General features: G+C 72.6%; 18 protein-coding genes. 5 read left to right on the top strand and 13 right to left on the bottom strand.

Annotated elements, in window-relative coordinates:
• Window positions 1–4 precede the first annotated feature (4 nt).
• The 5 genes from mreC to WME97_RS13150 all read right to left on the bottom strand — a co-directional run bounded on the left by mreC (window position 5) and on the right by WME97_RS13150 (window position 4,919).
• The gene (gene mreC, locus WME97_RS13170; protein WP_437535265.1) at window positions 5–862 is read right to left on the bottom strand and encodes a rod shape-determining protein MreC; all 858 of its coding nucleotides are present in this window, start codon (window positions 860–862) and stop codon (window positions 5–7) included.
• 149 nt (window positions 863–1,011) lie between these two features.
• Window positions 1,012–2,046, bottom strand: coding sequence for a rod shape-determining protein (locus WME97_RS13165; protein ID WP_276598056.1), 1,035 nt, complete (start codon window positions 2,044–2,046; stop codon window positions 1,012–1,014).
• Between the two features lie 113 nt (window positions 2,047–2,159).
• Window positions 2,160–2,321, bottom strand: a complete 162-nt coding sequence (gene rpmG / locus WME97_RS13160; RefSeq protein WP_012235039.1) for a 50S ribosomal protein L33 — start codon at window positions 2,319–2,321, stop codon at window positions 2,160–2,162.
• Between the two features lie 195 nt (window positions 2,322–2,516).
• Entirely contained in the window at window positions 2,517–3,419 is a 903-nt protein-coding gene (locus WME97_RS13155) for an RNA recognition motif domain-containing protein (protein WP_437552246.1), read from the bottom strand.
• Between the two features lie 546 nt (window positions 3,420–3,965).
• Complete coding sequence (locus tag WME97_RS13150) at window positions 3,966–4,919, bottom strand: prolipoprotein diacylglyceryl transferase (RefSeq protein WP_437552245.1); 954 nt, start codon at window positions 4,917–4,919, stop codon at window positions 3,966–3,968.
• Window positions 4,920–5,198: 279 nt separating this feature from the next.
• On the opposite strand from WME97_RS13150, the gene WME97_RS13145 reads away from it, so the two are divergent.
• From WME97_RS13145 to carB, 5 genes are all read left to right on the top strand, one after another.
• On the top strand, window positions 5,199–5,735 hold the full coding sequence (locus WME97_RS13145) for a MogA/MoaB family molybdenum cofactor biosynthesis protein (protein WP_437552244.1): 537 nt from the start codon (window positions 5,199–5,201) through the stop codon (window positions 5,733–5,735).
• Window positions 5,732–6,949, top strand: coding sequence for a molybdopterin molybdotransferase MoeA (locus tag WME97_RS13140; protein ID WP_437552243.1), 1,218 nt, complete (start codon window positions 5,732–5,734; stop codon window positions 6,947–6,949). Before WME97_RS13145 ends, WME97_RS13140 begins: the two co-directional genes overlap by 4 nt.
• Before the next feature lie 172 nt (window positions 6,950–7,121).
• Window positions 7,122–8,840 (top strand): carbamoyltransferase family protein, encoded by a 1,719-nt coding sequence (locus WME97_RS13135; protein WP_437552242.1) that lies wholly within the window; start codon window positions 7,122–7,124, stop codon window positions 8,838–8,840.
• A 357-nt stretch (window positions 8,841–9,197) separates the two neighbouring features.
• Entirely contained in the window at window positions 9,198–10,364 is a 1,167-nt protein-coding gene (gene carA / locus WME97_RS13130; RefSeq protein WP_437552241.1) for a glutamine-hydrolyzing carbamoyl-phosphate synthase small subunit, read from the top strand.
• 3 nt (window positions 10,365–10,367) lie between these two features.
• Window positions 10,368–13,634 (top strand): carbamoyl-phosphate synthase (glutamine-hydrolyzing) large subunit, encoded by a 3,267-nt coding sequence (gene carB / locus WME97_RS13125; protein ID WP_437552240.1) that lies wholly within the window; start codon window positions 10,368–10,370, stop codon window positions 13,632–13,634.
• A gap of 221 nt (window positions 13,635–13,855) precedes the next feature.
• On the opposite strand, the gene WME97_RS13120 is transcribed toward carB, so the two are convergent.
• From WME97_RS13120 to treZ, 8 genes are all read right to left on the bottom strand, one after another.
• The gene (locus tag WME97_RS13120) at window positions 13,856–15,148 is read right to left on the bottom strand and encodes a collagen-like protein (RefSeq protein WP_437552239.1); all 1,293 of its coding nucleotides are present in this window, start codon (window positions 15,146–15,148) and stop codon (window positions 13,856–13,858) included.
• A complete protein-coding gene (locus WME97_RS13115; RefSeq protein WP_437299446.1) occupies window positions 15,145–15,321 on the bottom strand; it encodes a hypothetical protein in 177 nt (58 codons plus the stop codon). The genes WME97_RS13120 and WME97_RS13115 overlap by 4 nt, the downstream gene beginning before the upstream one ends.
• 732 nt (window positions 15,322–16,053) lie before the next feature.
• Window positions 16,054–16,668 (bottom strand): HMA2 domain-containing protein, encoded by a 615-nt coding sequence (locus WME97_RS13110; protein WP_437552238.1) that lies wholly within the window; start codon window positions 16,666–16,668, stop codon window positions 16,054–16,056.
• On the bottom strand, window positions 16,665–16,949 hold the full coding sequence (locus WME97_RS13105) for a hypothetical protein (protein WP_437552237.1): 285 nt from the start codon (window positions 16,947–16,949) through the stop codon (window positions 16,665–16,667). Before WME97_RS13105 ends, WME97_RS13110 begins: the two co-directional genes overlap by 4 nt.
• The gene (locus tag WME97_RS13100) at window positions 16,946–20,401 is read right to left on the bottom strand and encodes an HAD-IC family P-type ATPase (protein ID WP_437552236.1); all 3,456 of its coding nucleotides are present in this window, start codon (window positions 20,399–20,401) and stop codon (window positions 16,946–16,948) included. Before WME97_RS13100 ends, WME97_RS13105 begins: the two co-directional genes overlap by 4 nt.
• Window positions 20,402–20,530: 129 nt before the next feature.
• The gene (locus WME97_RS13095; protein ID WP_437552235.1) at window positions 20,531–22,540 is read right to left on the bottom strand and encodes a hybrid sensor histidine kinase/response regulator; all 2,010 of its coding nucleotides are present in this window, start codon (window positions 22,538–22,540) and stop codon (window positions 20,531–20,533) included.
• A gap of 265 nt (window positions 22,541–22,805) precedes the next feature.
• Window positions 22,806–23,615 carry a tRNA (N6-threonylcarbamoyladenosine(37)-N6)-methyltransferase TrmO gene (gene tsaA, locus WME97_RS13090; protein ID WP_437552234.1) on the bottom strand — a complete coding sequence of 270 codons (810 nt, stop codon included), beginning with the start codon at window positions 23,613–23,615 and terminating at the stop codon, window positions 22,806–22,808.
• Window positions 23,609–25,453 carry a malto-oligosyltrehalose trehalohydrolase gene (gene treZ / locus WME97_RS13085; RefSeq protein ID WP_437552233.1) on the bottom strand — a complete coding sequence of 615 codons (1,845 nt, stop codon included), beginning with the start codon at window positions 25,451–25,453 and terminating at the stop codon, window positions 23,609–23,611. Before treZ ends, tsaA begins: the two co-directional genes overlap by 7 nt.

Below are 25,453 nucleotides of genomic sequence, written 5' to 3'. Positions count from 1 at the left end.
CGCGTCACCTCCGCTGCGCCTGGGGGGGCGTCTCCTCCGGAGGCGTCGTCGTCACGATGAGCACCTCCTCCAGCCGGGAGAAATCGACCGCCGGCGCGACGTACACCTGCTGGTAGATGCCGAAGTCGCGGCGGACGACCTGCGTCACGGTCCCGACCGGGATCCCCTTCGGGAAGCGCCGGCCGACGCCGCTCGTCACGAGCAGATCGCCGACCTCGATCTCGTCGGTGCGCTGCACGTACTCGACGCTGCAGGAGTACTTGCTCTCGTCGCCCGTGCCGCGGACGAAGCCGCGCGCGCCGGTGCGCTCGACCACCACGTCGACGCCGCTGCCCCCGTCGACGACGAGCCGCACGTCGACCGTGTCGCCGGCGCTCTTCAGCGTGGTGCCGACGACGCCGTCCGCGGAGAGGACCGGCAAGTTGGAGCCGATGTCCCGCGCCTCGCGATCGAGCGTGACGCGGACCACCCGGAAGAAATCGTTCGTGCTCTTGCCGACGACCTGGGCGCTCACCACGTCGGTCCGGAGGCTCTGGCGCAGGTCGAGCAGCCTGCGCAGGCGGCGGTTCTCTTCCTCGAGCGCCTCGAGCTTCCGCACCCGCTCTCGGAGGCGGGCGATCTGCGAGGCCTGCCTGGCGTTGTCTTCCTTGACGTCGACCAGGTAGATGTAGTCGCCCCAGAGGTTCGAGATCCCGCGCGCCAGCGTCGCGGCCGCGTACTGGATCGGCGCCGCGATGCTGATGATGATCCGGTCGGCCCCCGTGTTCTGCTTGGGGTCGCGCATGCTGGCGCGCAGGAACCAGAACGGCACCGCGAGCGCCAACAGCACGATCACGAAGTCGCGGTAGCGTTTGAGGTTCACCGTGGCTCCCGGACCCAGGTAGTACGAGGCGCCCCGCGAGGCCACCCCTCTCGACGCCGCGCGCGGCGCCCACCCCGGCGCGGGGCGGCTCGCCGCGCGCCGCAAACACCCCCGCCGGCGTGCTCACGGGCGGGACACGAAGACGACCCTCAGCTGATCGTGACCTCTTTCAAGAGCTCGAGGTGATCCAGCGCCTTGCCGCTGCCGAGCACCACGGCGCTGATCGGGTCGTCGCACACCATCACGGGCAACCCCGTCTCCTCGCGGAGGAGCACGTCGAGGTTCTTGAGGAGCGAACCGCCGCCGGTGAGCACGATGCCCTTGTCGACGATGTCGGCCGCCAGCTCGGGCGGCGTGCGCTCCAGCGCGATGAGAACGGCGTCCACGATGGCGTTCGTCGGCTCGCTCAGCGAGTCGCGGATCTCGTCGGAGTTGACGACGACCGTCTTGGGGATGCCCGCGACCATGTCGCGCCCCTTGACCTCCATCGTGAGCTGCTGCTCGAGCGGGTACGCGTTGCCGATCGTGATCTTGATGCGCTCCGCGGTCTGCTCGCCGATGGCCATGTTGTACTTGCGCTTCATGTAGGCCATGATCGACTCGTCCATCTTGTCGCCGCCGACGCGGACGCTCTGCGAGTAGACGATGCCGGCGAGGGAGATCACGGCGACCTCGGTCGTGCCGCCGCCGATGTCGACGACCATGTTGCCGCTCGGCTCGGTGATCGGCAGCCCTGCGCCGATCGCGGCCGCCATGGGCTCTTCGATGAGGTAGACCTCGCGCGCGCCAGCGCCCTCGGCGCTCTCCTTCACCGCCCGCTTCTCGACCTCGGTGATGCCGAACGGGACGCAGATGATGATGCGCGGCTTGACGAGCGTGCGGCGGTTGTGTGCGCGCGCGATGAAGTACCGGAGCATCGCCTCGGTGATCTCGAAGTCGGCGATGACGCCGTCGCGCAGCGGCCGCACCGCCTGGATGTTGCCGGGGGTGCGACCGAGCATCTCCTTCGCCTCGCGGCCGACGGCGAGCACCTTCTTGCCGCCGCGAGCATCGCGCTGGACGGCGACCACCGAGGGCTCGCATGACACGATCCCCTTGCCCTTCACGTAGATGAGGGTGGTTGCGGTGCCGAGATCGATCGCGAGATCGTTCGAGAACAGGCCGTAGAGCCAGTCGAAGATCATCGCTTCGCCCTAGAAAGGAAAAAGGTTAAGCCGAGCACCGCGGAGGACGCAGCAGCCCGACCAGACGCCCGCTCGAGCGGGTCCGGCGGCAGCGGCCAGCGGTGCAGCGTGGCCTAGCCCTTCGAGATCTTGCCTTCTTTGTGCTCGGTGTGCTTGCGCTCGGTCGGGCAGAACTTCTTGATGACGAACTTGTCCGTCATCGTCCGCTTGTTCTTCGTCGTGTGGTAATTCGCGCGGCCACAGTTGCCGCACGTCAGCTTGATGATGTCGCGCATCGGAGGTCTCCGAAGACAGGGCCGACCTGTTTCAACAGGCGGCCCTGGTTGAACCTAGGCACGGGCAGCACGGGAAGCGCTAGCACCGCAACCGGCGGGGGGCACCAGAGGACGTATGTCGGATCAGCGACGCCCGACCGCCCGTCTGGAGGGCGCTACCCTACGAGAAACGATGCAGTTGTCAACCGGGAGCGCTCATTCGTCGTCCCAGTCGTCACCGGTGCGGCCGCGATCCCAGTTCTTGTTGTTGCTGCGCCGGCCACCACCACCAGCGCCGCCACCGGCCCCGGGAGGACCGTCCCCGTCGTGAGCGCCGCGCCGACGGCGATCATCGAACGTCTTGCGCGCAGGCGGCGGAGGAGCTCCACCACCGCCGCCGCCGCCGGCGAAACCGCCGCCACCACCGCTGAAGCCGCCGCCGCCGCCGGCGAAGCCGCCGCCACCGCCGCCGAAGCCGCCGCCACCGCCGCCGAAGCCGCCCGGGCGGTCCTCGCGCGCCGGCCGCTCCCCCTTCGGGTGAGCGAGGTTGACGACGAGGCGCCGGCCGCGCACGTCCACGCCGCGCAGGGCATCGATCGCGCCGCGCGCCGCCTCGGCGCTCGCCATCGTCACGAAGCCGAACCCGCGCTTGCGACCGTCAGGATCCATGGGGAGGTGGACCCGCACCACCGGACCGGCGCCGGTCGAGCCGATGAGCCCCTCGACTTCCTCGACGCTCGCGTCATAGGGGAGATTGCCGACGTAGAGGGTGCGATCGGGCGCTGCAAGCCCGCCGCCGCCCATACCGCCACCGCCGCCAGGGCCACCTGGACCGCCGCCGCCGGGGCCACCGCCGGGGCCCATCGGGCGCCCCTCGCGCCGCGGCGGCTCGGCCTGGAAGGGGCGGACCGAGATGGACTTGCCGCCCTGAAATGAACCGTCGAGCGACTCGCGCGCGGCGTTGGCTTCGCCGGTCGTCGAGAGTGTGACGAAGCCGAACCCGCGCGGACGACCCGTCGCGCGATCTTTCGGAAGACTGACCTCGACGACGTTGCCGCCGGTGGCCTCGAAGAGCTGCCGCAAAACGTCTTCGGTGATGGAGTCGGGCAAGCCCGCCACGAACAACTTACGCGAATCTTCAGCCATTGTAGAAAAACCTGGGGTTGGCCCCTGCGTTCCCTCTTATTTTGGTCCACTCGCTCCGTGATCGATGTCGATGACGCGGAGCCTTTCGCGAGCGCGCCTCGGTCGCTCCTCCATCGGCGGAAGGAGCGACCGAGCTCAATCGAGCGAAGGTCGGCAGGCCGACCCTCTGGTGCAAACTCCACCCCACGATATCTGGCGCCCCTGGCGCGTCAAGGGACCCGCCACGGGCGGGCGAGCCAAATGAAGGCCCGGAAGGAGCCGTCAGCGGACCCTCCGCGCCCCCTCCGCGCCTTCGCCCCTCACGCGAGCGCCGGTCCGGAGGACCGGGGCGCCGGTCCAGGCGACCAGGGACCCCGCAGCGCGCGCTCCGTCACAGGCGGGCGTCGCCGGACCGGCGCTCGGGAAACCCGGCGCTCGGGAGGGCCGAGCGGTCCAGCGCCGCCCGGCGGATGAGCGCATCGCGCGGCGTGGATCTGCCCGAAACCCGAAACGACCGGTCCAAGGCGCCCAGGTGCGGGATCACCTCTCGGCCCGGGCGCGGGAGGCCCGAGGCGCCTCGGCCTCACCGTCCTCGTCGGACGGATCGTCGTCCGCGACGCGCGAAGCGCCGTCCAGCGGGCTCGCCCCGGCGCTCGACGGCTCGCCGCGCGCCGCCATGCGCAGGAAATAGAGCCCCACCGCGAACAGACCAAAGCATGCCCACTGCGCGGGAGTGAGACCGGCATAACGCGGATCGCCGCCGACGACCGTGCCCTCCCGCTCGCGCAGGAAATCGAGCGCGAAGCGCACCGGAGCGTACGCGGTGCACATGATCCCGGTATAGAAACCGAGCGGACGATGGGGGTTCCGGCGCCAGAGCACCGCGAACGCGATCGCGAGCGGGATCGCGAGCACACACTCATATAGGCCGAGATCGAACCGGCCGACATGTCCCGTCCCGAGCGGGTATTGGACCGCGAACCATGCGTCGGAGATACGGCCCGGATGATCGTGGACCGACGCGCAGCCCGCGCGCCCGAAGACCCACGCGAGCGGAAACGCGCTGTTGACGACCTCGCAGTAGGGCATGATCCGCTCGCGGCGATAGAAGCGCCACGCGAAGGCGCCGATCAGCGCGCCGGTGAAGCCGCCGAAGCTCGACAGGCCGTCCCAGAGCGCGAACAGGTAGAGAGGATCTCGGGCGACCCGCTGCGGGTGATAGAAGATCGCGTCGAGGACGTGCCCACCGATGAACCCGGCCGCCACGACCCAGAAGATGAACTCGCTCATCTTCTTCTCGTCGAGGCGCCGCTCGCGCGCGTGCCTCGTGGCGACCACGGCGCCGATGTAGACGCCGAGCGCCACCAGCGTGCCGAACGGCTTGATCGAGGGCGGCTTCGCCGGATCGATGAGCTGCCCCACGAGCGGGATGTGCTCCAGGAAAGCGAGCGGGATCTCGGGGAGCTCGATGTAAGGGATCAGAGGGCCTGACACGTCGCTCCCCTAGCGCAGCGACGAGGCGAAAGCCATCCGCCGTCGATGACGTCGGAGCGACAAGGCCGCGCCACGCGCGGGCGGCGGGGGCGCGCTGAGCGCGGCGGGGGCGCCAGGGACGCAGCGAGGCCGCCTTCGCCCGGTCGAGCGCCGCGCCGCCGCGCCGCGAGGCCACCGCGCCCGCGCGAAGTCCGGCGCGACGTCGCGCCGGTGTCGTCAAGAGTTCGTCAACCGCGGGAAGAGTTCGCCAACCGCAGGGGACAGGCGTAAACCTGCCGCATGAGCCGCTCCCCCGTGCGCGTCGCCACGCTGACGCTCAGTGACACCCGCACCCTCGACGATGACGAGGGCGGACAGCTCCTCGGCGAGCTCCTGAAGCGCGCCGGCTTCTCCGTGACATCCCACGCCGTCCTCCGCGAGGAGCCCGAGCTGCTGCGCGCGGCGATCGCTCAGATCGCGGACGCAGGCTCGGCCGACGCGGTCGTCACCACGGGCGGGACCGGGATCGCACCGCGCGACCGGACCCTCGAGGCGCTCGCGCCGCTCTTCGAGAAGACGCTCGACGGCTTCGGCGAGGCGTTCCGGCGCCTGAGCTGGGACGCGATCGGGCCGAACGCCATCCTGTCGCGCGCCGCGGCCGGCGTCGCGCGAGGGCTCGTGGTGATCGCGCTGCCCGGCAGCCCGAAGGCGGTGGAGCTCGCCGTCACGCAGATCATCGGCCCCGTCCTCGCGCACGCGGTCACGCTGGCGTCCGGCAAGGGCGGACACCACCACCGGCCCCCGCAGCCCGTGCAGGGCGAGGAGCAGCGCGGATGATCCCCTTCGAAGAGGCGCTCGATCGACTGCTCGCGACCGCTGCCCCGGTCGGCCCCGAGCGGGTGCCGCTCGACGACGCGGCAGGGCGCGTGCTCGCCGAGGACATCGCGGCGGCCGACGCGATGCCCGCCTTCGACTACAGCGCGATGGACGGCTACGCCATCGCCTCGGCCGACCTCGCGGGCAGCGGGCCCTTCAGGCTGCCCGTCCGCGGCGAGAGCGCGGCCGGCCGCCCGCTGCCGGCGCTCCACCCGGGCACGGCGTGTCGGATCTTCACCGGCGCGCGGCTGCCGCCCGGCGCCGACACGATCGCGCCGCAGGAGGACGCCGCGCGCAGCGGCGACGAGATCACGCTGCAGGAAGCGCCGCGGGCGGGCGCCTGGGTGCGCCGCCGGGGCGCGGACCTCGCGGAGGGCGCCGTCCCGCTGCGCAGAGGAGCGCGGCTCACCCCGGGGAAGGTCGCGCTCGCGGCCGCGCTCGATCGCCCGAGCGTCCTCGTCGCGCGCCGCCCCGTGGTCACGGTGATGTGCTCCGGCGACGAGCTGCGCGCGCCCGGCTCGCCCGGCCCCGCCGGCACGATCCCGGAGTCGAACAGCTACTTCATCGCCGCGACCGCGCGCGCGGCGGGCGCCGCGGTCCGCATCGCGCCGTTCGTCCCCGACGACGCGGCGCGCGCCGCCGAGGCGGTGTCGACGGCGCTGCGCGGGTCCGATCTCGTGGTGACTGTCGGCGGGGTGAGCGTCGGCGACCACGACATCGTCCGCCCCGCGCTCGAGGCGGCCGGCGTGTCGCTCGATTTCTGGCGCGTCGCCATCAAGCCGGGCAAGCCGCTCGCGGTGGGGCGCGCCGAGCTCTCGCGGTGCGGCGTCGTCCACGTGCTCGGGCTGCCAGGCAATCCGGCCTCGGCCTCGCTCACGTTCGTCCTCTTCGGCGTGCCGCTGCTCCGCGCGCTCCAGGGCGACGCGGCGCCGCGGCCGCCCCGCGTGATCGTCCGCGCGGACAGCGCGCTCCGGCGCCAGACCGGTCGCGCCGAGTTCCTCCGCACCCGCCTGGACGCCTCGAGCGGCGAGCTCGTCGCCCGCATCGCGGCGAACCAGGCGTCGGGCGCCGTCACGAGCTTCGCCGAGGCCGACGCGCTCGTCCTCGTGCCCGCCGATCGGGAGCGCATCGACGAGGGCGATCGCCTCGAGGCCATCCGCCTCGCGGAGATCTGATCGCGCGCCGCGCAATGCCGCGCATTGCCCGCAGCGCGCGGCATTGCCTCCAGCGCACAGCATTGCCACGCGGCCGGCGAATTTACGTCACGAACCCGCGCTCCATCACGCCGCGCTCGGGCGGAGGGCTCACCTTGACCCTCGCGCGGGGGCGCCGGAAGATGGCGGAGCCATGCTCATCCTCGGGATCAACGCCTACCACGGCGATGCGTCGGCAGCCCTGCTCGTCGACGGCCAGCTCGTCGCGGCGGCGGAGGAGGAGCGGTTCAGCAGGATCAAGCACTGCGCGGGCTTCCCGCGGCTGGCGGTCGAGTACTGCCTCGGCGCCGCGGGCGCGCGGGTCGAGGACATCGATCACATCGCGATCAGCCGCGACACGAGGGCGCACCTCGGCGACAAGCTCCTCTACGCGCTGACGCGGCGCTCGCCGGCGGGGCTCCTCAAGGGCTCGCTCGGCGCGAGCGACCCGAAGGTGCACCTCGGCGCCGCGCTCGGCGTCGACCCGAAGCGCATCCGCGCCGCGTCGCACAGCGTCGAGCACCACCGCGCGCACCTCGCCTCCGCGTTCTTCCCCTCGGGCTTCGACGAGGCGGCGGTCCTGTCCATCGACGCCTTCGGCGACTTCGTCAGCACGATGTGGGCGCGCGGCCGCGGCAACAAGCTGGAGATCCTCCGGCACGTCGGCTTCCCCCACTCGCTCGGGCTGTTCTACTCGGGCCTGACGCAGTACCTCGGGTTCCCCAAGTTCGGCGACGAGTACAAGGTCATGGGGCTGTCGGCCTACGGCCAGCCGGATCTGCTCGACAAGCTCCGGCAGGTGGTGCGCGTCAAGGACGGGGCGTTCGAGCTCGGGCTCGAGTACTTCCAGCACCACACGAAGGGCATCGCGATGACCTGGGAGGGCGAGCCCCGCTACGGCCCCATCCACTCCGAGCGCCTGATCGACCTGCTCGGCCCTGCCCGCAGCCCGAAGAGCGGGATGGAAGATCGCTTCATGGCGGTCGCCGCCTCGACGCAGGCGGCGTTCGAGGAGGTCTACTTCGAGCTGCTCGCGACGGCGAAGCACCTCACCGGCTCGCCGCGCCTCGCCCTCGCGGGCGGCTGCGCCTACAACAGCGTGGCGGCCGGGAAGATCCGCCCGAAGGGGCTGTTCGACGACGTCTTCATCCAGCCCGCGGCCGGCGACGCGGGCACGGCGTTCGGCGCGGCGCTCTACGTCCACCACCACAAGCTCGACAACCCGCGCGGCTTCCACCAGACGCACAGCTACTTCGGCCCGGCCTTCTCGCAGGAGACCATCGACGAGCTGCTCCGGAAAGAGCAGGTCGCGTTCGAGACCCTCCCCGACGAGGACCTGATCCCCCGCGTCGCCAGGGCGATCAGCGAGGGCAAGGTGGTCGGCTGGTTCCAGGGGCGGATGGAGTACGGCCCGCGCGCGCTCGGCAACCGCAGCATCCTCTGCGACCCGCGGCGGCCGGACATCAAGGACGCGATGAACGAGCGGATCAAGCGCCGCGAGATGTTCCGCCCCTTCGCGCCGGCGCTGCCCCTCGAGCGCGTCGGCGACTACTTCGAGCAGACCTCGCCGGACCCGTTCATGGTCAAGGTCTACAAGATCAAGCCGGAGCGCCGCGCCGAGATTCCCGCCGTGACCCACGTCGACGGCACGGGGCGCCTCCAGACGGTGACCGCCCAGGAGAACCCGCGCTACCACGCGCTCCTCAGCGAGTTCGGCCGGCAGACGGGCACGCCCGTCCTCCTGAACACCTCCTTCAACGCGAGCGAGCCGATCGTTTGCACCCCAAAGGAAGCGCTCGACTGCTTCCTCCGGACCAAGATGGACGTGCTCGTGCTCGAGCGGGCCTACCTCGAGCGCGCGCCGGCCCTCTAGGCAGACCGCGCGCGCTCCGGGCAGGCCGCGAAAAGCCCGCCGGAAGCGGCCGTGGAGGCGCGGCCGAAAGTTCGTGGTTGACGTGGAGCGAGGGGACGGCAAATGGGCGTCCCCGGCATGTGGAAGAACGGGACGCCGGGCGCCCTGCCCCACCTCGACGGAGCGCCGGAGCAACCGGCTCCGACGACCGGGGGTGCTTGGACGCCTTGCCTCGAGCATGATGCCGGCCCGCCGCGCGGCGTGCGCGCGGACCTGGTACCCCATGGGCCCACGGCGCTGCATGCGCTCACGGCCCCTCCTGCGTAAGGGTCCGCGCCGCGGCGGCCCAGGCGGTCAAAGAGGATGGATGCGAATCGGATGAAGCTCGTACTCGAAGACGGGACGACCATGACGGGCCGGTGCTTCGGCGCCCCGCGCGCGGTGAGCGGCGAGGTTGTCTTCAACACCGGCATGACGGGGTACGTCGAGACGCTCACGGATCCCTCGTACAGAGGCCAGATCCTGACGATGACGTACCCGCTCGTGGGCAGCTACGGCGTGCCCGCGCCGCGCAAAGCAGGCAGCGTCGACGGGCCCTACGAGGCCGACCGCATCCAGGTGCAAGGGCTCGTGGTCCAGAGCTACGTGGAGCGCTACAGCCACCACGCCGCGGTCCGCTCGCTCGGCGCCTGGCTCGCCAGCGAGGGCATCCCGGCGATCACGGGGATCGACACGCGCACGCTGACGCGGCGGCTCCGGGAGGTCGGGACGATGAAGGGCTGGCTGTGTCCGGCCGAGATGGACCTCGAGCGGGTGAAGCGCTCGGCCGAGGCCGTGGACATGCGCGAGGAGGTGTTCCGCCTCGTTTCGCCCCGCGAGCCCATCACGTACGAGGGCGGCCCCCTGAAGGTGCTCCTCATCGACGCGGGCGCGAAGGACAACATCGTCCGCTCGCTCCTGCGGCGCGGGGTCACCGTCATCCGCGCCCCCTACCACGCGCCCATCGCCGAGCTCGCCGAGAGCGCCGACGGCGTCCTCATCGGCAACGGCCCTGGCGACCCCAAGGACCTCGGCCAGCTGGTCGCCGCGGTGCGCGGCCTGCTCGGGACCTACACGAAGCCGATCTTCGGCATCTGCCTCGGCAACCAGATCCTCGCGCTGGCCGCCGGCGGCGACACCTTCAAGCTGCCGTACGGCCACCGCGGCGTGAACCAGCCGGTGCAGGACCTCCTGAGCCGCCGCTGTTACGTCACGAGCCAGAACCACGGGTACGCGGTGAAGCACGAGTCGCTGCCCGCCGAGTGGGAGCCCTGGTTCGTCAACATCAACGACGGCACCAACGAGGGCATCCGCTCGCGGCTCCGCCCCTTCTTCAGCGTCCAGTTCCACCCCGAGGCGACGCCCGGGCCCGAGGACGCGGGCTACCTGTTCGACGACTTCCTCCGCCTCTGCGGCGCGATGAAGGGGTCCTCCGATTCGCGACTCAAGACCGCGGGGACCGCTGCCGCGGATCCCCGCGCCACCCCCACCGCAGGAAGGAGCTGAGCCATGTACGGCGCGTATCTCCCCAAGAAACCCCGGCGCGTCCTCGTGCTCGGCTCCGGCGCGCTCCAGATCGGTCAGGCCGGCGAGTTCGACTACTCGGGGTCGCAGGCGATCAAGGCCCTCAAGGAAGAGGGGATCGCCACCGTCCTCGTGAACCCCAACATCGCCACCATCCAGACGAGCGAGGGGCTCGCCGACCGCATCCACCTCTGCGCGGTCACCCCGGAGTTCGTCGAGCGGATCATCGTGAAGGAGGAGGTCGACGCGATCGCCCTCTCCTTCGGCGGGCAGACGGCGCTCAACTGCGGGCTCGAGCTCCACGATTCGGGCATCCTCGACAAGTACGGCGTGCGGGTGCTCGGCACGCCGATCAAGGCGATCCGCGACACCGAGGACCGGCGGCTCTTCATCGAGCGCCTCGACGAGATCGGCGTGAAGACCGCCCGCAGCCGCGCCTGCCGCTCGGCGGCCGAGGCCATGGCGGCGGCGCGCGAGATCGGGTTCCCCGTGATGCTCCGCGGCGGCTACGCGCTCGGCGGCAAGGGCAGCGGCATCGTCGAGAGCGAGCGCGACCTCGAGGAGGCCGTGCGCCGCGGCTTCGCCGGCGGCGTGCCCCAGGTGCTCGTCGAGGAGTGCCTCCGCGGCTGGAAGGAGATCGAGTACGAGGTCGTCCGCGACGGGCGCGACAACTGCATCACCGTCTGCAACATGGAGAACCTCGACCCGATGGGGATCCATACCGGGGAGTCGATCGTCGTCGCCCCGTCGCAGACGCTGAACGACGAGGAGTACCAGCTCCTCCGCTCGGTCGCGCTGAAGACGATCCGCCACCTCGGCATCGTGGGCGAGTGCAACATCCAGTACGCGCTCGACCCGCACAGCGCCGATTACCGGGTCATCGAGGTGAACGCGCGCCTCTCCCGGTCGAGCGCCCTCGCCAGCAAGGCGACGGGCTACCCGCTCGCCTACGTCGCCGCGAAGATCGCCGTCGGCTACACCATGCCGGAGATCGCCAACGCGATCACCCGCAGGACGACCGCGTTCTTCGAGCCGGCGCTCGACTACCTCGTCTGCAAGGTCCCGCGCTGGGATCTCGGCAAGTTCCGCGGCGCGTCGATGCGGATCGGCAGCGAGATGAAGAGCGTCGGCGAGGTCATGGCCATCGGCAGGACGTTCCCCGAGGTCATCCAGAAGGCGCTCCGCATGCTCGACATCGGGGTGAAGGGGCTCGACCCCGACGCGTTCACCTTCAAGGACCTCCGCGACGAGCTGCAGAACGCGACGCCGCTCCGGATCTTCGCCGTGGCCCGCGCGCTCCAGGAGGGGATGTCGGTCGACGAGATCCACAACCTCACCAAGATCGACCGGTGGTTCTTGAACCAGATCGAGCCGATCGTCCGGATGCACCGGGATCTGAAGACGCTCAAGGTCGCCGTCCCCGCGCAGTCCGACAAGGCCGCGCAGGAGCCGGCGCTCGAGGAGGCGACGCTCCGGGAGGCGAAGCAGCTCGGCTTCAGCGACCGGATGATCGGCACGCTGACCGGCGCGCCGCGGGGCTCGATCCGGGAGGCGAGGAAGCGGCACGGCGTCGTGCCGCACCTCGCGCAGATCGACACGCTCGCGGCCGAGTTCCCCGCCGAGACGAACTACCTCTATTCGAGCTACCACGCGTCGGCCACGGACGTCGCGCCGTCCTGGCGGAAGAAGATCATGGTGCTCGGCTCCGGCGCCTACCGCATCGGATCGAGCGTCGAGTTCGACTGGTGCTGCGTCAACGCGATCCGCGCGGCCTCGGAGCTCGGCTACGAGACCATGATGCTGAACTACAACCCGGAGACGGTCAGCACTGACTACGACACGTGCGACAAGCTGGTCTTCGACGAGATCAGCTTCGAGACGGTGCTCGACATCTACGAGCGGGAGCAGCCCTACGGCATCGTGGTCAGCATGGGCGGGCAGGTCCCGAACAACCTGGCGCTCCGGCTGCACGAGGCGGGGGCGCGCATCCTCGGCACGAGCCCGGGGAGCATCGACACCGCCGAGGACCGGAAGAAGTTCAGCGATCTGCTCGACCGGCTGGAGATCGACCAGCCGCGCTGGGCGCACGTCGTCGACGCGGGCCAGGCGGGCGAGATCGTGAACAAGCTCGGCGGCTTCCCCGTCCTCGTCCGGCCGAGCTACGTGCTGAGCGGCGCGGCCATGAGCGTGGCGCACGAGCCCAACGAGCTCGATCGCATCCTCGCCCGGGCCAAGGCCGTCTCCCCCACCTACCCCGTCGTCGTGTCCAAGTTCGAGACCCACGCCCGCGAGGTGGAGATCGACGCGGTCGCCGATCGCGGGGAGATCATCCTCTGGGCGATCAGCGAGCACATCGAGAACGCCGGCGTCCACAGCGGCGACGCGACGCTCGTCCTGCCCCCGCAGTCGCTCTACATCGCGACGATCCGCAGGATCAAGCAGATCGCCCAGCAGGTGGCGCGGTCGCTCTCGATCACCGGGCCGTTCAACATGCAGTTCTTGGCCAAGCACAACACGGTCAAGGTGATCGAGTGCAACCTGCGCGCGTCGCGGAGCTTCCCCTTCGTGTCGAAGGTCACGGGGAACAACTTCGTCCGGGAGGCGATGCGCAGGATGCTCGGCGTGTCGCAGCCGGTCGAGAACCGCGGGCTCGACCTCGATTACGTCGGGGTGAAGGCGCCGATGTTCTCGTTCTCGCGCCTCGTGGGGGCCGATCCGATGCTCGGCGTCGAGATGGCGAGCACCGGCGAGGTCGGCTGCTTCGGCGACGACATGCACGAGGCGCTCCTGCACTCGCTGCTCGCGACCGGCTTCAGGTTCCCCAAGAAGGGTGTGCTGCTCTCGCTCGGGCCGCTCGAGGACAAGTACTGGTTCGCCGACGAGGCCCGCGTCATCGCCGAGCACCTGAAGCTCCCCATCTTCGCGACGCCGGGCACGGCCGAGGCGCTCCGGGCGCTCGGGCTCGAGTGCACGAGCCTCGCGAAGCAGCCCGACGAGGGGGAGACGGCGATGAGCGCCATCGAGCAGGGGAAGGTGGATCTCGTGATCAACATCCCCCGCGAGTACGACCAGCTCGGCCGTCCGGACGGCTACCTGATCCGGCGGCGCGCTGTCGACGCGAACATCCCGCTCCTCACGGACCTCCAGCTGGCGCGGGCGGTCATCGGGGCGATGCGCGCGAAGAGGATCGAGGATCTGCGGACCCTGTCCTACGACGAGTACCTCGCGCGGAGCCCGGTGGCGCTCAGGTGACCTGAAGCGCTAGCGCGGCGAAGAGCGGCTCCGGGTGGCTCGGGAGGTTGCACCGAGCCGCCCGGCCCCGCGACGGACACTCCCCCACGGGGCCGGCTGCCCTCCCGAGAGCAGAACCAACACCGGCCCTCGCCGCGCCCCGCGACGGATGCCCCCGCACGGGGCCTGCCGACTTCATCAGAGCAGAGGTAGGTGCACGAACCCAGACGGCGGGCTCGCCCTCAGTCGTTCGTGACGATGAACCAGCCGTTCACCATGCCGTTGCCGGTCGACGAGGTCGATCCCTGGATCGGGCTGGTCCCCTCATTGCGGAGGCACATGCCGACATTCCATTCGCCCTCTGGCAGCACCGTCGTGGCAGAGACCGAGTAGGTCGTGCGGGTCGGCGTGAAGTAGTGGCTCGCGAAGGTGCCGCCGAAGAAGTTGACGAGCTCGCCGGTGCCGCCGCGCCGCTGGTAACAGAGGCCGAGCGGGGCGACGAACGCAGCGCTGGACGCCCGCAGCCCGAGCGGCGCAGAGGCCGATCCGGTCACGCGCTGGCTGCCGGTGATGGTCACCGACCCCGGGGGGCCGACGAAGACATACGCGGCGCTGCCACCATCAAAAAGGGGAGCAACGTTGCCCGCAATCGCGATCGTCGCGACCACACCCGTCGGCCCCTGAGGCCCTGTCGCGCCCACTGGCCCGGTCGGTCCCTCGGGTCCCATTGGGCCCTCGGGTCCCATCGGTCCTTCGGGTCCCATCGGTCCCTCGGGCCCCATCGGCCCCTCGGGCCCCATCGGTCCCTGGGGCCCCATCGGCCCCTCGGGCCCCATCGGTCCCTGGGGCCCCATTGGCCCCTCGGGCCCCATCGGTCCCCTCTCGCCGGGCAGGCCAGCCGGCCCCGTCGGCCCCGCCGGCCCCTCGGGCCCTGTCGCGCCCACGGGCCCCGTCGGCCCCTCTGGCCCCTTCGGCCCCTGGGGCCCTGTCGGTCCCTCCGGCCCCTTCGGCCCCTGGGGCCCTGTCGGACCCGGCGGTCCCATGGGACCCGCGATTCCGCTCGAGTTGCCCACCCAGTTGCCGCTCTCGTCGATGACGACCCTGCCGCCGATCTTCACCAGCTTCGGCGTGATCTCACCAACAGCGTTGTTCGCGACCATCGCGTACGGGACGCTCCCGATCGAAGCGCGGGGCTCCATCTCCTGATCGTCCCCGACCGTGATTCCGATGTAGCGAACCGAGCCGTCAAAGACCTTCGCGGATTGCTCCTCGGTGAAGTCGAGCACGGTGGAGAAAAAGCCTTCGTCGAACGAGAGCGCGATCTCCTCGCTCCAGAGCGGCTCGTCGTCGTCCTCGGCGGCGTAGATGGCGAACGTCACCGAGAGGACGTCATTGACCGGCTCGCCGTTGGCCGTGAAGAGCCGCCCTTGATGCGAGATCTGCATCGGCACGGCGGCGGCGGCGCCGCGCACGAGGCCGACGGAGGCGGCGAGAAAAACACCCATCGCGAGGACACGCCGTCCCATCCCGTTCATGGCACGCTCCCGTTCGCCCCGACCAGACCGCCCTGCACGCGGTAACTCGGTGAGGTCGTCTTTCCCTGATTCTGCGTCGGCTGACCGAGCGTGAAGACCATGCGATAGCTCGGGCTCCTCACGACCTTCCCCGCGCTGACCATCTCGCCCGCGGCGATGCCCCGATCCCCCACCTCGGGACGCCCACCTGCCCCACCCCCGCCCGCCGAAGCCACAGGATCGCCTGCACCGGCCCCGCCAGCCCCCCCGAGACCCTCACCCCCCGACCCGGCCCCAGGCACGGACACGTCGGGACTGCCACAGCTACAGCCCGGAGACACGGCGAGCGATGCAACAGTCAAGCCTAGCCACACCGGGAATTGCAGTCGCGCCATCAACGTGTTCCCCTCTGCTTCCGGGGCTTACGATCCGGACCAGGAAGGTACGCGCCCGGCCACCAAGGTTCAATCTATTCCCGAGCCATTGTGATACATCGCCGCTTTACGTCGGGGTCGACATGCGGCGCCACGGGCTCGAAAGCGCGCCGACACGCTCACGCCGCGATCGCAAGGCGATGTCCGAGGCGAGCTGAACGCCGAGAATCCTGGCCCCGCCGGCGGAATGCCCTCGTCCCACGCTCTCCTGCCCTCCCCGCGCGCGGGGGCATCTCCCGCCGAGCGCTGCCCCAGCGCGCCGCGCCGATAGGCCCGCCTTCGGCCGCTCCCGGAGCGCCCCGAGGCGGTGCGTCCGCGGAGCGGACATGCCTTTCTACAGCGGTTTCCGCCCACCTCTGCCACGTGCAGAGCGGCGGCCACCCGCACAGGAGACGGGCCCAGATCGGCGTTTTCGGCGCGCAAGCGCACTCCGGTGCGCTGAGCACCGAAAACGCCGAGGTGGGCCCGTATCCGAAGCGGGTGCCCGCCGCTCTAGAGATCGTCGCAGACTGGACCCGCCTCGCCGGGCCCCTCGCCCGCGACGCCCGGCTGGCCCTGCGCCCCGCCGCCGCTGTTCAGCTCCTCCGAGATCGCCCCGGGGTTGAACGTCATGAACCACCGGAGCGACCACCAGAGCAGGTTGAACCAGGCCGGCACAGGCAGCCTGCGCGTGGCCCCGACCTCGGCGAGCCCCGCGGCCGCGAAGACGACCGGCAAGATGGTGCCGAGATCCGCGCGGTAATCCATCGCCTCGCGCACATCGGCGTTGATCCCGGCAAAGGCGTGCGCGACCGCGCGGGCGACGCGCGTCGGACCAGGATGCCCCTCGGGCCGCGGCGCGCCGAGCGGGTGGCCGTCGTCCTCGCGGGCCCCGTCGACCAGCCCGGCGAGCCGGGCGCGGAGCCGCTCCGGATCGAGCCCGCCCTCGGAGCGCTCGACGATCACCGAGCCCGTCATCGGACGGATCGAGACGACCTCGCAGGCCGGATCGGCCGCGAGCTGCTCCGCGATCCGCTCGCACACCCGACGATGGCCGGCCAGCGCCGGCGCGCGCAGGCGGACGCGCCGCTCCAGAGCGTGGACGACGAGGACCGCCGGCGACATCATGACGACGGCTCGCCGTGGAGCTCCGAGGCGCCGTTGCTCTTGCGCGCAGCCCGCTCGCCGCGCGCCCCGCCCGCAGCCTTGTGGCGCACCCGCTCGGCGATTTCGGCGAAGAGATCCTCGACGTGCTCCCGCTGGCGCTCGAGCAAGCCGACGCCCAGCCTGCCCAGGTGGAGCCCGAGCGCCGCGATCTCGACGACCACCGGCCGGAGGTGCTGCTTCTTGCCCATCAGGAGGACGGCCGTGCCGACCCCCAGGGCGAACGACGGTGGATGGAACTTCATGATGCCATGTCTCCCTTGCGCAGCCCGGCGACGCGCGCGGCGCGCACGCCTTGCTTGCGTCTCGCGGCCGCCCCCGCATCCTCGCCTGCGCCCTGGTCCGTTTCCGCTTCCGCTCTCGCGCCTGCTGCTTCCGCTTCGGCTGACGCGTCCGATTCCGCTTCTGACGCCGATTCCGCTTCCGACTTCGACTCCGACTCCGATTCCGCTTCCGACTCCGATTCCGCGCGCCTGCCGTTGACGATCACGATCTCGCGGCCAGCGCTCGCGGAGCGCCCCAGAGGACCGCGAAGCAGCGCGGGCAGCGCGCCCACGGCCACGGCGAGCGCGATCTCCCCGGCGCGGAGGCGCTGCGCCCCCAGCAGGCGGCCCAGGGACCCGGAGCCGAGCGCGAGCGCCTGGAGCGCGGACGTCGCGGCGAGCGCGCGGGCCACGTGCGGGCTGTCCCGGCGGAGCACGGCCGCCGCTGCGCCCTCCCCGGCGCCGGCGCGGCAGGCCAGGATGTGGAGCAGCTGCGCGGTCACCAGCGCCGTGAACGCCCTCGTCCCCGCGGTGGCCCGTCCGCCGAGCGCGTACGCCGACAGCGACGCGCCGGACATCGCGGCCGCGTCCACGCCCAGCGCGCGGAGATCGGCCGCGCCGAGCAGCCGCGCCGCAGGGTCGCGCGGGGGGCGCCGCATGACGCCGGCCTCGGCCGGCTCGAGCGCGAGCGCGAGCGCCGGCGCCACGTCGGTGAGCAGGTTGATCCAGAGCAGCTGCAGCGGCGTGAGCGGCGAGGCGCCGCAGAGGGCGCCGACCAGCATCGTGAGGACCTCGCTCGCGTTCGTCGCGACGAAGTAGGCGATCGCCCGGCGGACGTTGTCGTGCAGCCGCCGCCCCTCGCGGACCGCCTCGGTGAGGCTCGGCAGATCGTCCTCGGCGAGGACCACGTCGGCCACGGCCCGCGCGATGTCCGTGCCGCGCTTGCCCATGGCCACGCCGACGTCGGCCGCCTTGAGCGCGGGCCCGTCGTTCACGCCGTCGCCCGTCATCGCCACGATCGCGCCGCCCTGCTGGAGCGCCCGCACGATGTCGAGCTTGGCCTCCGGGGTGACCCGGCTGTGCACGGCGTCCGGCGGGATGCCGAGCTCGACGCCGATCGCGCGCGCGGTCCGCTCCTGGTCGCCCGTGAGCATCAGGGTGCGGATGCCGGCGCCGGAGAGGGCCTCGAGCGCCTCCCGCACGCCGGGGCGCGGCGGGTCGCGGAGGCCGATGAGGCCGGCGAACTCGAGCGGAGCGTCGTTGTCCGGCCGGCCGTTCTGCCGCCACGCGAGCGCGAGCACGCGCAGCCCCCGCGAGGCCATCGCGTCGTTGTGCCGGAGCACCTCGCCGCGCTCGTCGCCGGCCCCCTCGCGCCGCGGCGGCGCGTCGCAGCGCGCGACGACCTGCTCGGGCGCGCCCTTCACGAGCTCGATGTGCCCGAGCTCCGGGTGGTCGTGGACCGTCACCATGAACGCCCGCTCGGCCGAGCGCCGCGCCTCGCTCACGCGCCGCGCCGCGAGGCGCCGCGCCGACACGGGGTAGCCGGCGGCGAGCGCGAACTCCACAAGGGCGCGCTCGGTGCCGCTGCCCTGGACGACCTTGCCCGCCTCGCTCAGCTCGACGTCGGCGTTGAGGGCGGCGATGCGCGCGAGCGCGTGCACGCGCGGGGCGGCGGCGTCGACCTCGCGCCCGTCCTCGCCGATCAGCGCGATCCCGCGCCCAGGCCCCGCGCCGCCGCCCCGGCGCGCGGCGCGCTCCACCCGCAGGGCGCCCTCGCCGGGGAGGAAGATCTCGGCCACCTGCATCCGGTTCTCGGTGAGCGTGCCGGTCTTGTCGGCGCAGACGACGCTCACCGCGCCGAGCGTCTCGGCCGCGGCGAGGCGGCGGATCACGATGCCGGAGCCGCGCAGGCGGCGGCTCGCGAGCGCGAGCGCCGTGGTGCCCACGGTGGGGAACCCCTCGGGGATGGCCGCGACGCCGAGCGCGACGGCGCTTCGCAAGAGCGCGCGGAGCGGCCTCCGGCGCGCGAGGCCGACGACCATCACCGCCGACGAGCTCGCGAGCGCGAAGGTCGCGAGGCGCCGGCCGATCCAGGCGAGCTCCTGCTCGAGCGGCGGGGTGCGCTCGGACTCGCGGGAGAGCGCGCGCTGGATGTCCCCGAGCGCGGTCCACCGGCCGGTCGCGACGACCACCGCCGCCCCCTCGCCCGAGGCGATCGTGGTGCCCGCGTACACCATGCCGCGGCGCTCGGCGAGCGGCGCGCCGCCGTCGACCCTCGCGGCGCACTTCTCGGCGGGCTCGCTCTCGCCGGTCAACGTGCTCTCGTCGGCGGCGAGGGCGCGCGAGGTCAGGACGCGCGCGTCCGCCGCGACCGGCTCGCCGGCGCGCAGCGCGAGCACGTCGCCCGGCACGATCTCCGACGCGGCGAGCCGCTGCTCGCGCCCGTCGCGCACGACGCGCGCCCACCCGACGCGGAGGTCGCCCCACGCGTGCAGGAGCTCCTCGGCGCGCGACTCCGTGTACGTGCCGATCGCGGCGTTCGCGCCGACGACGAGGAGGACGGCGCCTGCGTCGATCGTGTCGCCGAGCGCGAGCGACACGCCCGCCGCGCCGAGGAGCATCGCCGTGGGCACCGTGAAGATCTGCCCGGCGAGGATCTCGATCGACGAGCGGGTCGCGACGCCGGCGAGCTCGTTCGGGCCGACCGCGCGGAGGCGGCGGCGCGCCTCGGCGGCGGTGAGCCCCTCGCGCGGATCGACGCCGAGCGCGCGGGCGACCTCGCCCGCGTCCTCCGCGTGGGCGCAGAGCGCCACGTCGACGCGGCGGGCGCGCTCGCCTCCCCCCTGCCCGGCCGGCGCGCCTCCACCCTGCCCGGTCGGCGCGCCTCCACCCTGCCCGGTCGGCGCGCCTCCACCCTGCCCGGTCGGCGCGCCTCCACCCTGCCCGGCCGGCGCGACCTGGCTCCCCCAGGCCCGCGCCTGCCACGCGCGGCGCTCGTCCTCGCCCGCCGCGCCCTCGCGGGGGCGCGCGCAGCGGCGCGCCGCGCGCACGAGCGCGCCCACGCCCTCGGCCATGGCCCGCACGGCGCGGCGCGCGGACGGCGGCGGCGGGGCGCCGGGCACGGCGTGGGCGCCAAGCACGAGCGCGGCCTCATCGGCCGCGTCCTCCCCCACGCGCACGAGCACCCGCCCGGTGCGCGCGCTCGCCCGCGCGGACACGACGCCGGGGATCGCCGCGAGGTCGCGCTCGATGCGCGCGGCGCGCGCAGCGTCTCCGAAGAGGCCGGCCACCTCCGCGCGCACCCGCGCGATCCCGGCGGGCCCGTGCAGATCGCGCGCAGGCGTGCGATCTGCGCGAGCGCGCCGCCGCGCGCCGCCGCCGCGGCCCCTGCGCCCGCCACGAAGATCGATCCAGCCCCTGCCCCGACGCTCCATGATCCTCCGCGCTGAGGCGGAGGCCTTTTCAAAGGTCGAGCCAGCGCCTGTGTGCGAGCGAGCCACATCGAGCCGCCGGGCCGGCGCGGCGGCGCCCCCGTCGCCGTCACGCCCGCGCCCTCGTTGCCGTCACGCCCGCGTCGCCACGGAGGCCAGGAGGCTCTGCAGCGAGCCAGGATCGATCGGCTTGACGAAGTGCATATCGAAGCCGGCCTCGCGGACCCGGCGCTGGTCCCGCTCCTGGCCATAACCCGTCAGCGCGATCATCAGCGACGGGGCAACGTCCGCGCTCTCCTCCAAGGCCTTCAAGGTCCGCGCCACGCCGCAGCCATCCATCCCGCCGGGGAGGCCGATGTCGCACAGGATGACCTCCGGCCGGAACGAGCGGGCCGCTTCGACCCCCGCGGCCCCCGACAGGGCCACCTCGACCTGATGGCCGTTCATCGCGAGGAGCGCCTGCAGCATCTCGGCGGCGTCCTCGTTGTCCTCGATGATCAGGACGCGCAGCGACCTCACGGCGCCCGCCGACATCGAGTCGGGGCCCGGCGGCGGCCCGGCGCGCTCCGGGGACGACTCGGGCCCGCGCGCGAGCGGCAGGCGGAGCACGATCTCCGTCCCGTGGCCGACGCCCGCGCTCTCGGCCGACGCCGCGCCGCCGTGGAGTTCGACAAGACCCTTTACGAGCGCCAGCCCCAGCCCGAGCCCACCCCGGTTGCGATCCAGGCTGCGCTCGGCCTGGCTGAACGGCTCGAACATGCGCGCCAGCGTCGCCGGCTCCACGCCGATGCCGGTATCGCGGACGCGGATCACGGCGGAGCCGTCCGGCGTCGCCGACAGCGCGACCGTCACCCGACCGCCGGCGTCGGTGAACTTGTTGGCGTTGTGGAGCACGTTGCTGACCGCCTGCGACAGGCGCGTGGGATCGCCGGAGACCCAGAGCGGCTCGATCGGCACGTCCAGCCGGAGCTCCAGGCCGCTCGCCTCCAGCGTGCTGCGGTAGTCCTCCGCCGTCTGCCGGAGCAGCCGGGGCAGGTCGCAGCGCTCCGCCCTCAGCTGGATCCTCCCGCGCGCCACGCGGGACACGTCGAGCAGGTCGTCCACCAGCCGGGCCATGTGCGCGACCTGCCGCTCGATCACGCCGCACGCCCGCAGGAGCGACGGCTCCTCGATCCCGGTGCTCCGCAGGATCTCCACCGCATTGCGGATGGGCCCGAGCGGATTGCGCAGCTCGTGCGCCAGCATCGCCAGGAAAGCATCTTTGCGCTGGTCCGCTTCCCTCAGCGTCGCCTCCCAGGCGTCGCCGGCCCGCTTCCGCGCGGTGATGTCGTAGGCGATGGTGACAAGGAGCCGCCGGCCCGCCGCGTCCCTCCCCAGCCGAGCGGAGCTGAAGACCCACGTGCGCTCGGCGCCGCTCGCCGTGGTGAGGGTGAGCTCGTTCTCGCCCGAGGCCTCATCCATATCGAACAGGGACGCCACACGGGCGTGGATGGCAGCGCTCCTCGCCCCGAACGCCCTGTCGAGCCACGCCGTGACCGTGGGGATCTGCTCGCGGGTATAGCCGCTGATGTCCGTCCACGCGCTGTTGACGCAGACGACGTGCCCGTCCTCCGCGTAGATCATGATGGGGAACGAGGTCGCCATGATGGCGCGGCGCAGCCCCTGCTCCCGCTCCCGCAGCTGGAGCTCGGCCTCGGCGCGCCGCTGGGCGGTGCTCTCGCGCCCGGTCTCCAGGACGAGCCGCCCGCGCTCCGCCCCTTCCACGAGCCGCAGGCGGCTCTCGACGAGGATCTCCCGGCCGTCGCGGGTCGTGCGCCGGATCTCGCCGTCCCAGAGGCCGTCGCGCGCGAGCGCCGCCTCGATCTGCGCGAGCGGCGCCGGCAGGACGGTGCGCAGGAGCTCGTGGCTCGACCGCCCGAGGGCGTCGCGCGCCGGGAAGCCGTAGAGCTGCTCGGCCCCGGCGCCGAAGTACACGACGGCGCTCGCGCCGCCGAGCTCCCACGCGAGGGCCGCCTCGCCGAGCCGATCCAGGAGGGCCGCCTTCAGCTGCAGCTCCCCCGCGGCCCGCCCCCTGTCGCCGCGGCCGTCCTCCGGCGAGGCCGCGTTCGGGACCGGCGAGGGCGCGCAGAGGAGGGGGCGCACCGCCTGGCCAGCCAACCCGCAGCAACGCTCCGACCGCACCGTCAGCAGGCATCTCCGTCGAGCGCGCCGGCTCGAAACCCAGGCCAGATGTCCCCGATGATCACACTCAGCATTTGTCCGCCTCGAGCGCGTGCTGCAAGCGGCGCGAGCGTGAATCGTCACGCGAGATCCGAGGAATACAAGGCGATCTGCGCGTACCTGGCGAGCGCGAGCAGGCGGCGCGCCGGTCGAGCGTCGATCGCTAGCCGCGCCGCTAACCGCGCCGCTAGCCGCGGCCGAACCGCTCCACGAAACGCCGGTGCGCCTCGAGATCGGGGCCCTCGCCGCCGACGAGCTCCTTCTCGCGGTAGCCCGTCGCCACCGACAGCACGTCGATCCGCCGCCCCTCGGCCCTGAACCGCACCCGCCACGACGTCACGGCGAGGCGCATCGCGTCCCCGTCGGCGCGGATCCGGCGGTAGGGGTGCGGCTGCGGGCCGAGCGCGAGCACGCGGTCGACGCGCTCCCGCAGCGCGAAGCCGTGCGCCTCCTCGATCCACGCGGCCTGCTCGGCGGCGCGCGCGCCCCACGCGACCTCGAAGCCGGGCTCGGGGTCGACGGGCGCCCCGCCGCCCGGCTCCTCCGCGAGCGGCGTGAGCCAGCCGGTGCGCGCGTGCGGGTGGGCGTCCGCGTACGGCACGTAGGGCTTGAGATCGAGCACCGGCGTGCCGTCGACCATGTCCACGCCGCCGACGCGCAGGGTGAGCCCGTCCACCGCGAGGAGCCTCACCGCGCTGAGGCCGATGGGGTTCGGGCGGTGCGGCGAGCGCGTCGACAGCACGCCGCGCCGCTTGCCGGCGCTCCGCGGGGGCAGCACCTTCGGGCGCCAGCCCTCGTTGAGGTGGAACCAGAAGACCACCCAGAGGTAGTCCCACCCCTCGATGTCCGAGAGCGCGTGCTCCAGCCCGAGGCCCGGCACGAGCTCGATGGTCCCCTCCGCGCTGCCCGCGGCGTGGGGCTGCCGCGGCGCGCTCACCTTGTCGGAGAACGGCGTGCGCACCACGCCGATGGGCGTGAACGTGACGGGCTTCAGCATCGCGCCCCGGAGGTATCGGGCACCTCGACGATCAGGACCGACGGCCCCTCGAGCTCCACCCAGCCGCGCTCGATCGGGGGCCGCCGCGCCGCGCCGCCGAACCGCGGCTCCTCGCTGAACGCGAGCGCCCGCGCCTCCGGGCGGCCGAGGTCGAGCGAGAGCGCGCCCCGGAGCGCGCAGAGCGCGATCACCGCGGCCCCGCCGCCGCGGCGCTCGATGCAGATCGCGTCCGGCGAGAGCGCGTCGGCCGAGAAGGCGCCGCGCGCGCGGCTCTGCAGCGCGGGGTGCGAGGCGCGGAGGCGGAGGAGCTCGCGGTACCACGCGAGCACGCCGGCGTGCTCGGGCCGCTCCCGCTCGGCGAAGTCGAGCTTCGAGCGCTGGAACGTCCGCGGATCCTGCGGATCCGGCACCTCCTCGCCCGCGAACGCCGCGAAGTACTGGAACTCGCGCCGGCGGCCCTCGGTCACGAGCCGGCCGAGCTCGGCCTCGTGATCGGTGAAGTACTGGAACGGCGTCCGCGCGTTCCACTCCTGGCCCATGAACAGGAGCGGCGTGTACGGCGTGAGCAGGAGCAGCGCCGACATCGTCCGGAAGGCCGCCGGGCTCACCTTGTCGCCGAGCCGATCGCCGACGGCGCGGTTGCCGATCTGATCGTGGTTCTGGATGCAGTGGACGAAGCGCGGCGGCGGCACCGGATCCGCGGGCGTGCCCCGCGGCTTGCCCGCGTGCTTCGAGATCTGCCCCTCGTAGAGCCACCCCTTGCGGATCGTCGCCGCGATGTCCTCCGCGGTGCCCGTGTGATCCTCGAAGTAGCCGTCGCGATCCCCGGCGAACAGGACGCGCAGCTCGTGGTGGAAGTCGTCGGACCACACCGCGTCGAGGCCGTACCCGCCCTGCTCGACGGGCGTCACGAGGCGCGCGTCGTTGTGGCTGTCCTCGGCGATCACGAGGACGCGCCGCCCCTCGCCGGCCGCCCGCGCGCGCTCGCCGATCTCCCGGAGGATGTGGGGATCGGAGTCGTCGACGATCGCGTGGGTCGCGTCGAGGCGGAGGCCGTCGATGTGGAAGTCGCGGATCCACATCTCGACGTTCTCGAGGACGAGCGCGCGGACCTGCTCGGCGCCCGCGCCGTCGTAGTTCACCGCGTCGCCCCAGGGCGTCTTGTGCCGATCGGTGAAGTAGCGCCCCGCGTAGGCGCGAAGGTAGTTCCCGTCGGGGCCGAAGTGGTTGTAGACGCAGTCGAGGATGACGCCGACCCCCGCGGCGTGGGCCGCGTCGACAAGGCGGCGCAGGCCCGCCGGGCCGCCGTAGGCCGCGAGCGGCGCGAAGAGGTCGACCCCGTCGTAGCCCCACCCGCGCTCGCCCGGGAAGCTCGCGACCGGCATGAGCTCGATCGCCGTGATCCCGAGCTCCCGGAGCTCGGCGAGCCGACCGATGAGCGCGTCGAACGTGCCCTCCGGGGTCGCCGCGCCGACGTGGACCTCGTAGAGGACGAGATCCTCGAGCGCGACGCCCCGCCACCCCGCGTCGGTCCACGCGAACGAGGGGTCAAAGGCCGCCGACGGGCCGTGGACCCCGAGCGGCTGCGCGCGGGAGTACGGATCCGGGAACGGGCCCTCGCCGTCGATCCGCACCTTGTAGAGCGCGCCGGCCCCGAGGCCCGGCGCCGTCGCCTCGAAGTAGCCGCCGCCGGTCGGGGCCGCAGGCAGCACGCCCGTGACCTCCTGGCCGTCGGCCCCGTAGGTGACGATCTCGATCCGATCGTGGTCGGGCGCCCAGACGCGGAAGCGGACCGCGCCCCCCTCGAGCCACGCGCCCATCGTGCGCATCGCCTTCAT

The sequence above is a fragment of the Sorangium sp. So ce367 genome, assembly GCF_051520455.1.
GTDB lineage: Bacteria > Myxococcota_A > Polyangia > Polyangiales > Polyangiaceae > Sorangium > Sorangium cellulosum_B.
This window is presented reverse-complemented; position numbering and strand designations above follow the sequence as displayed.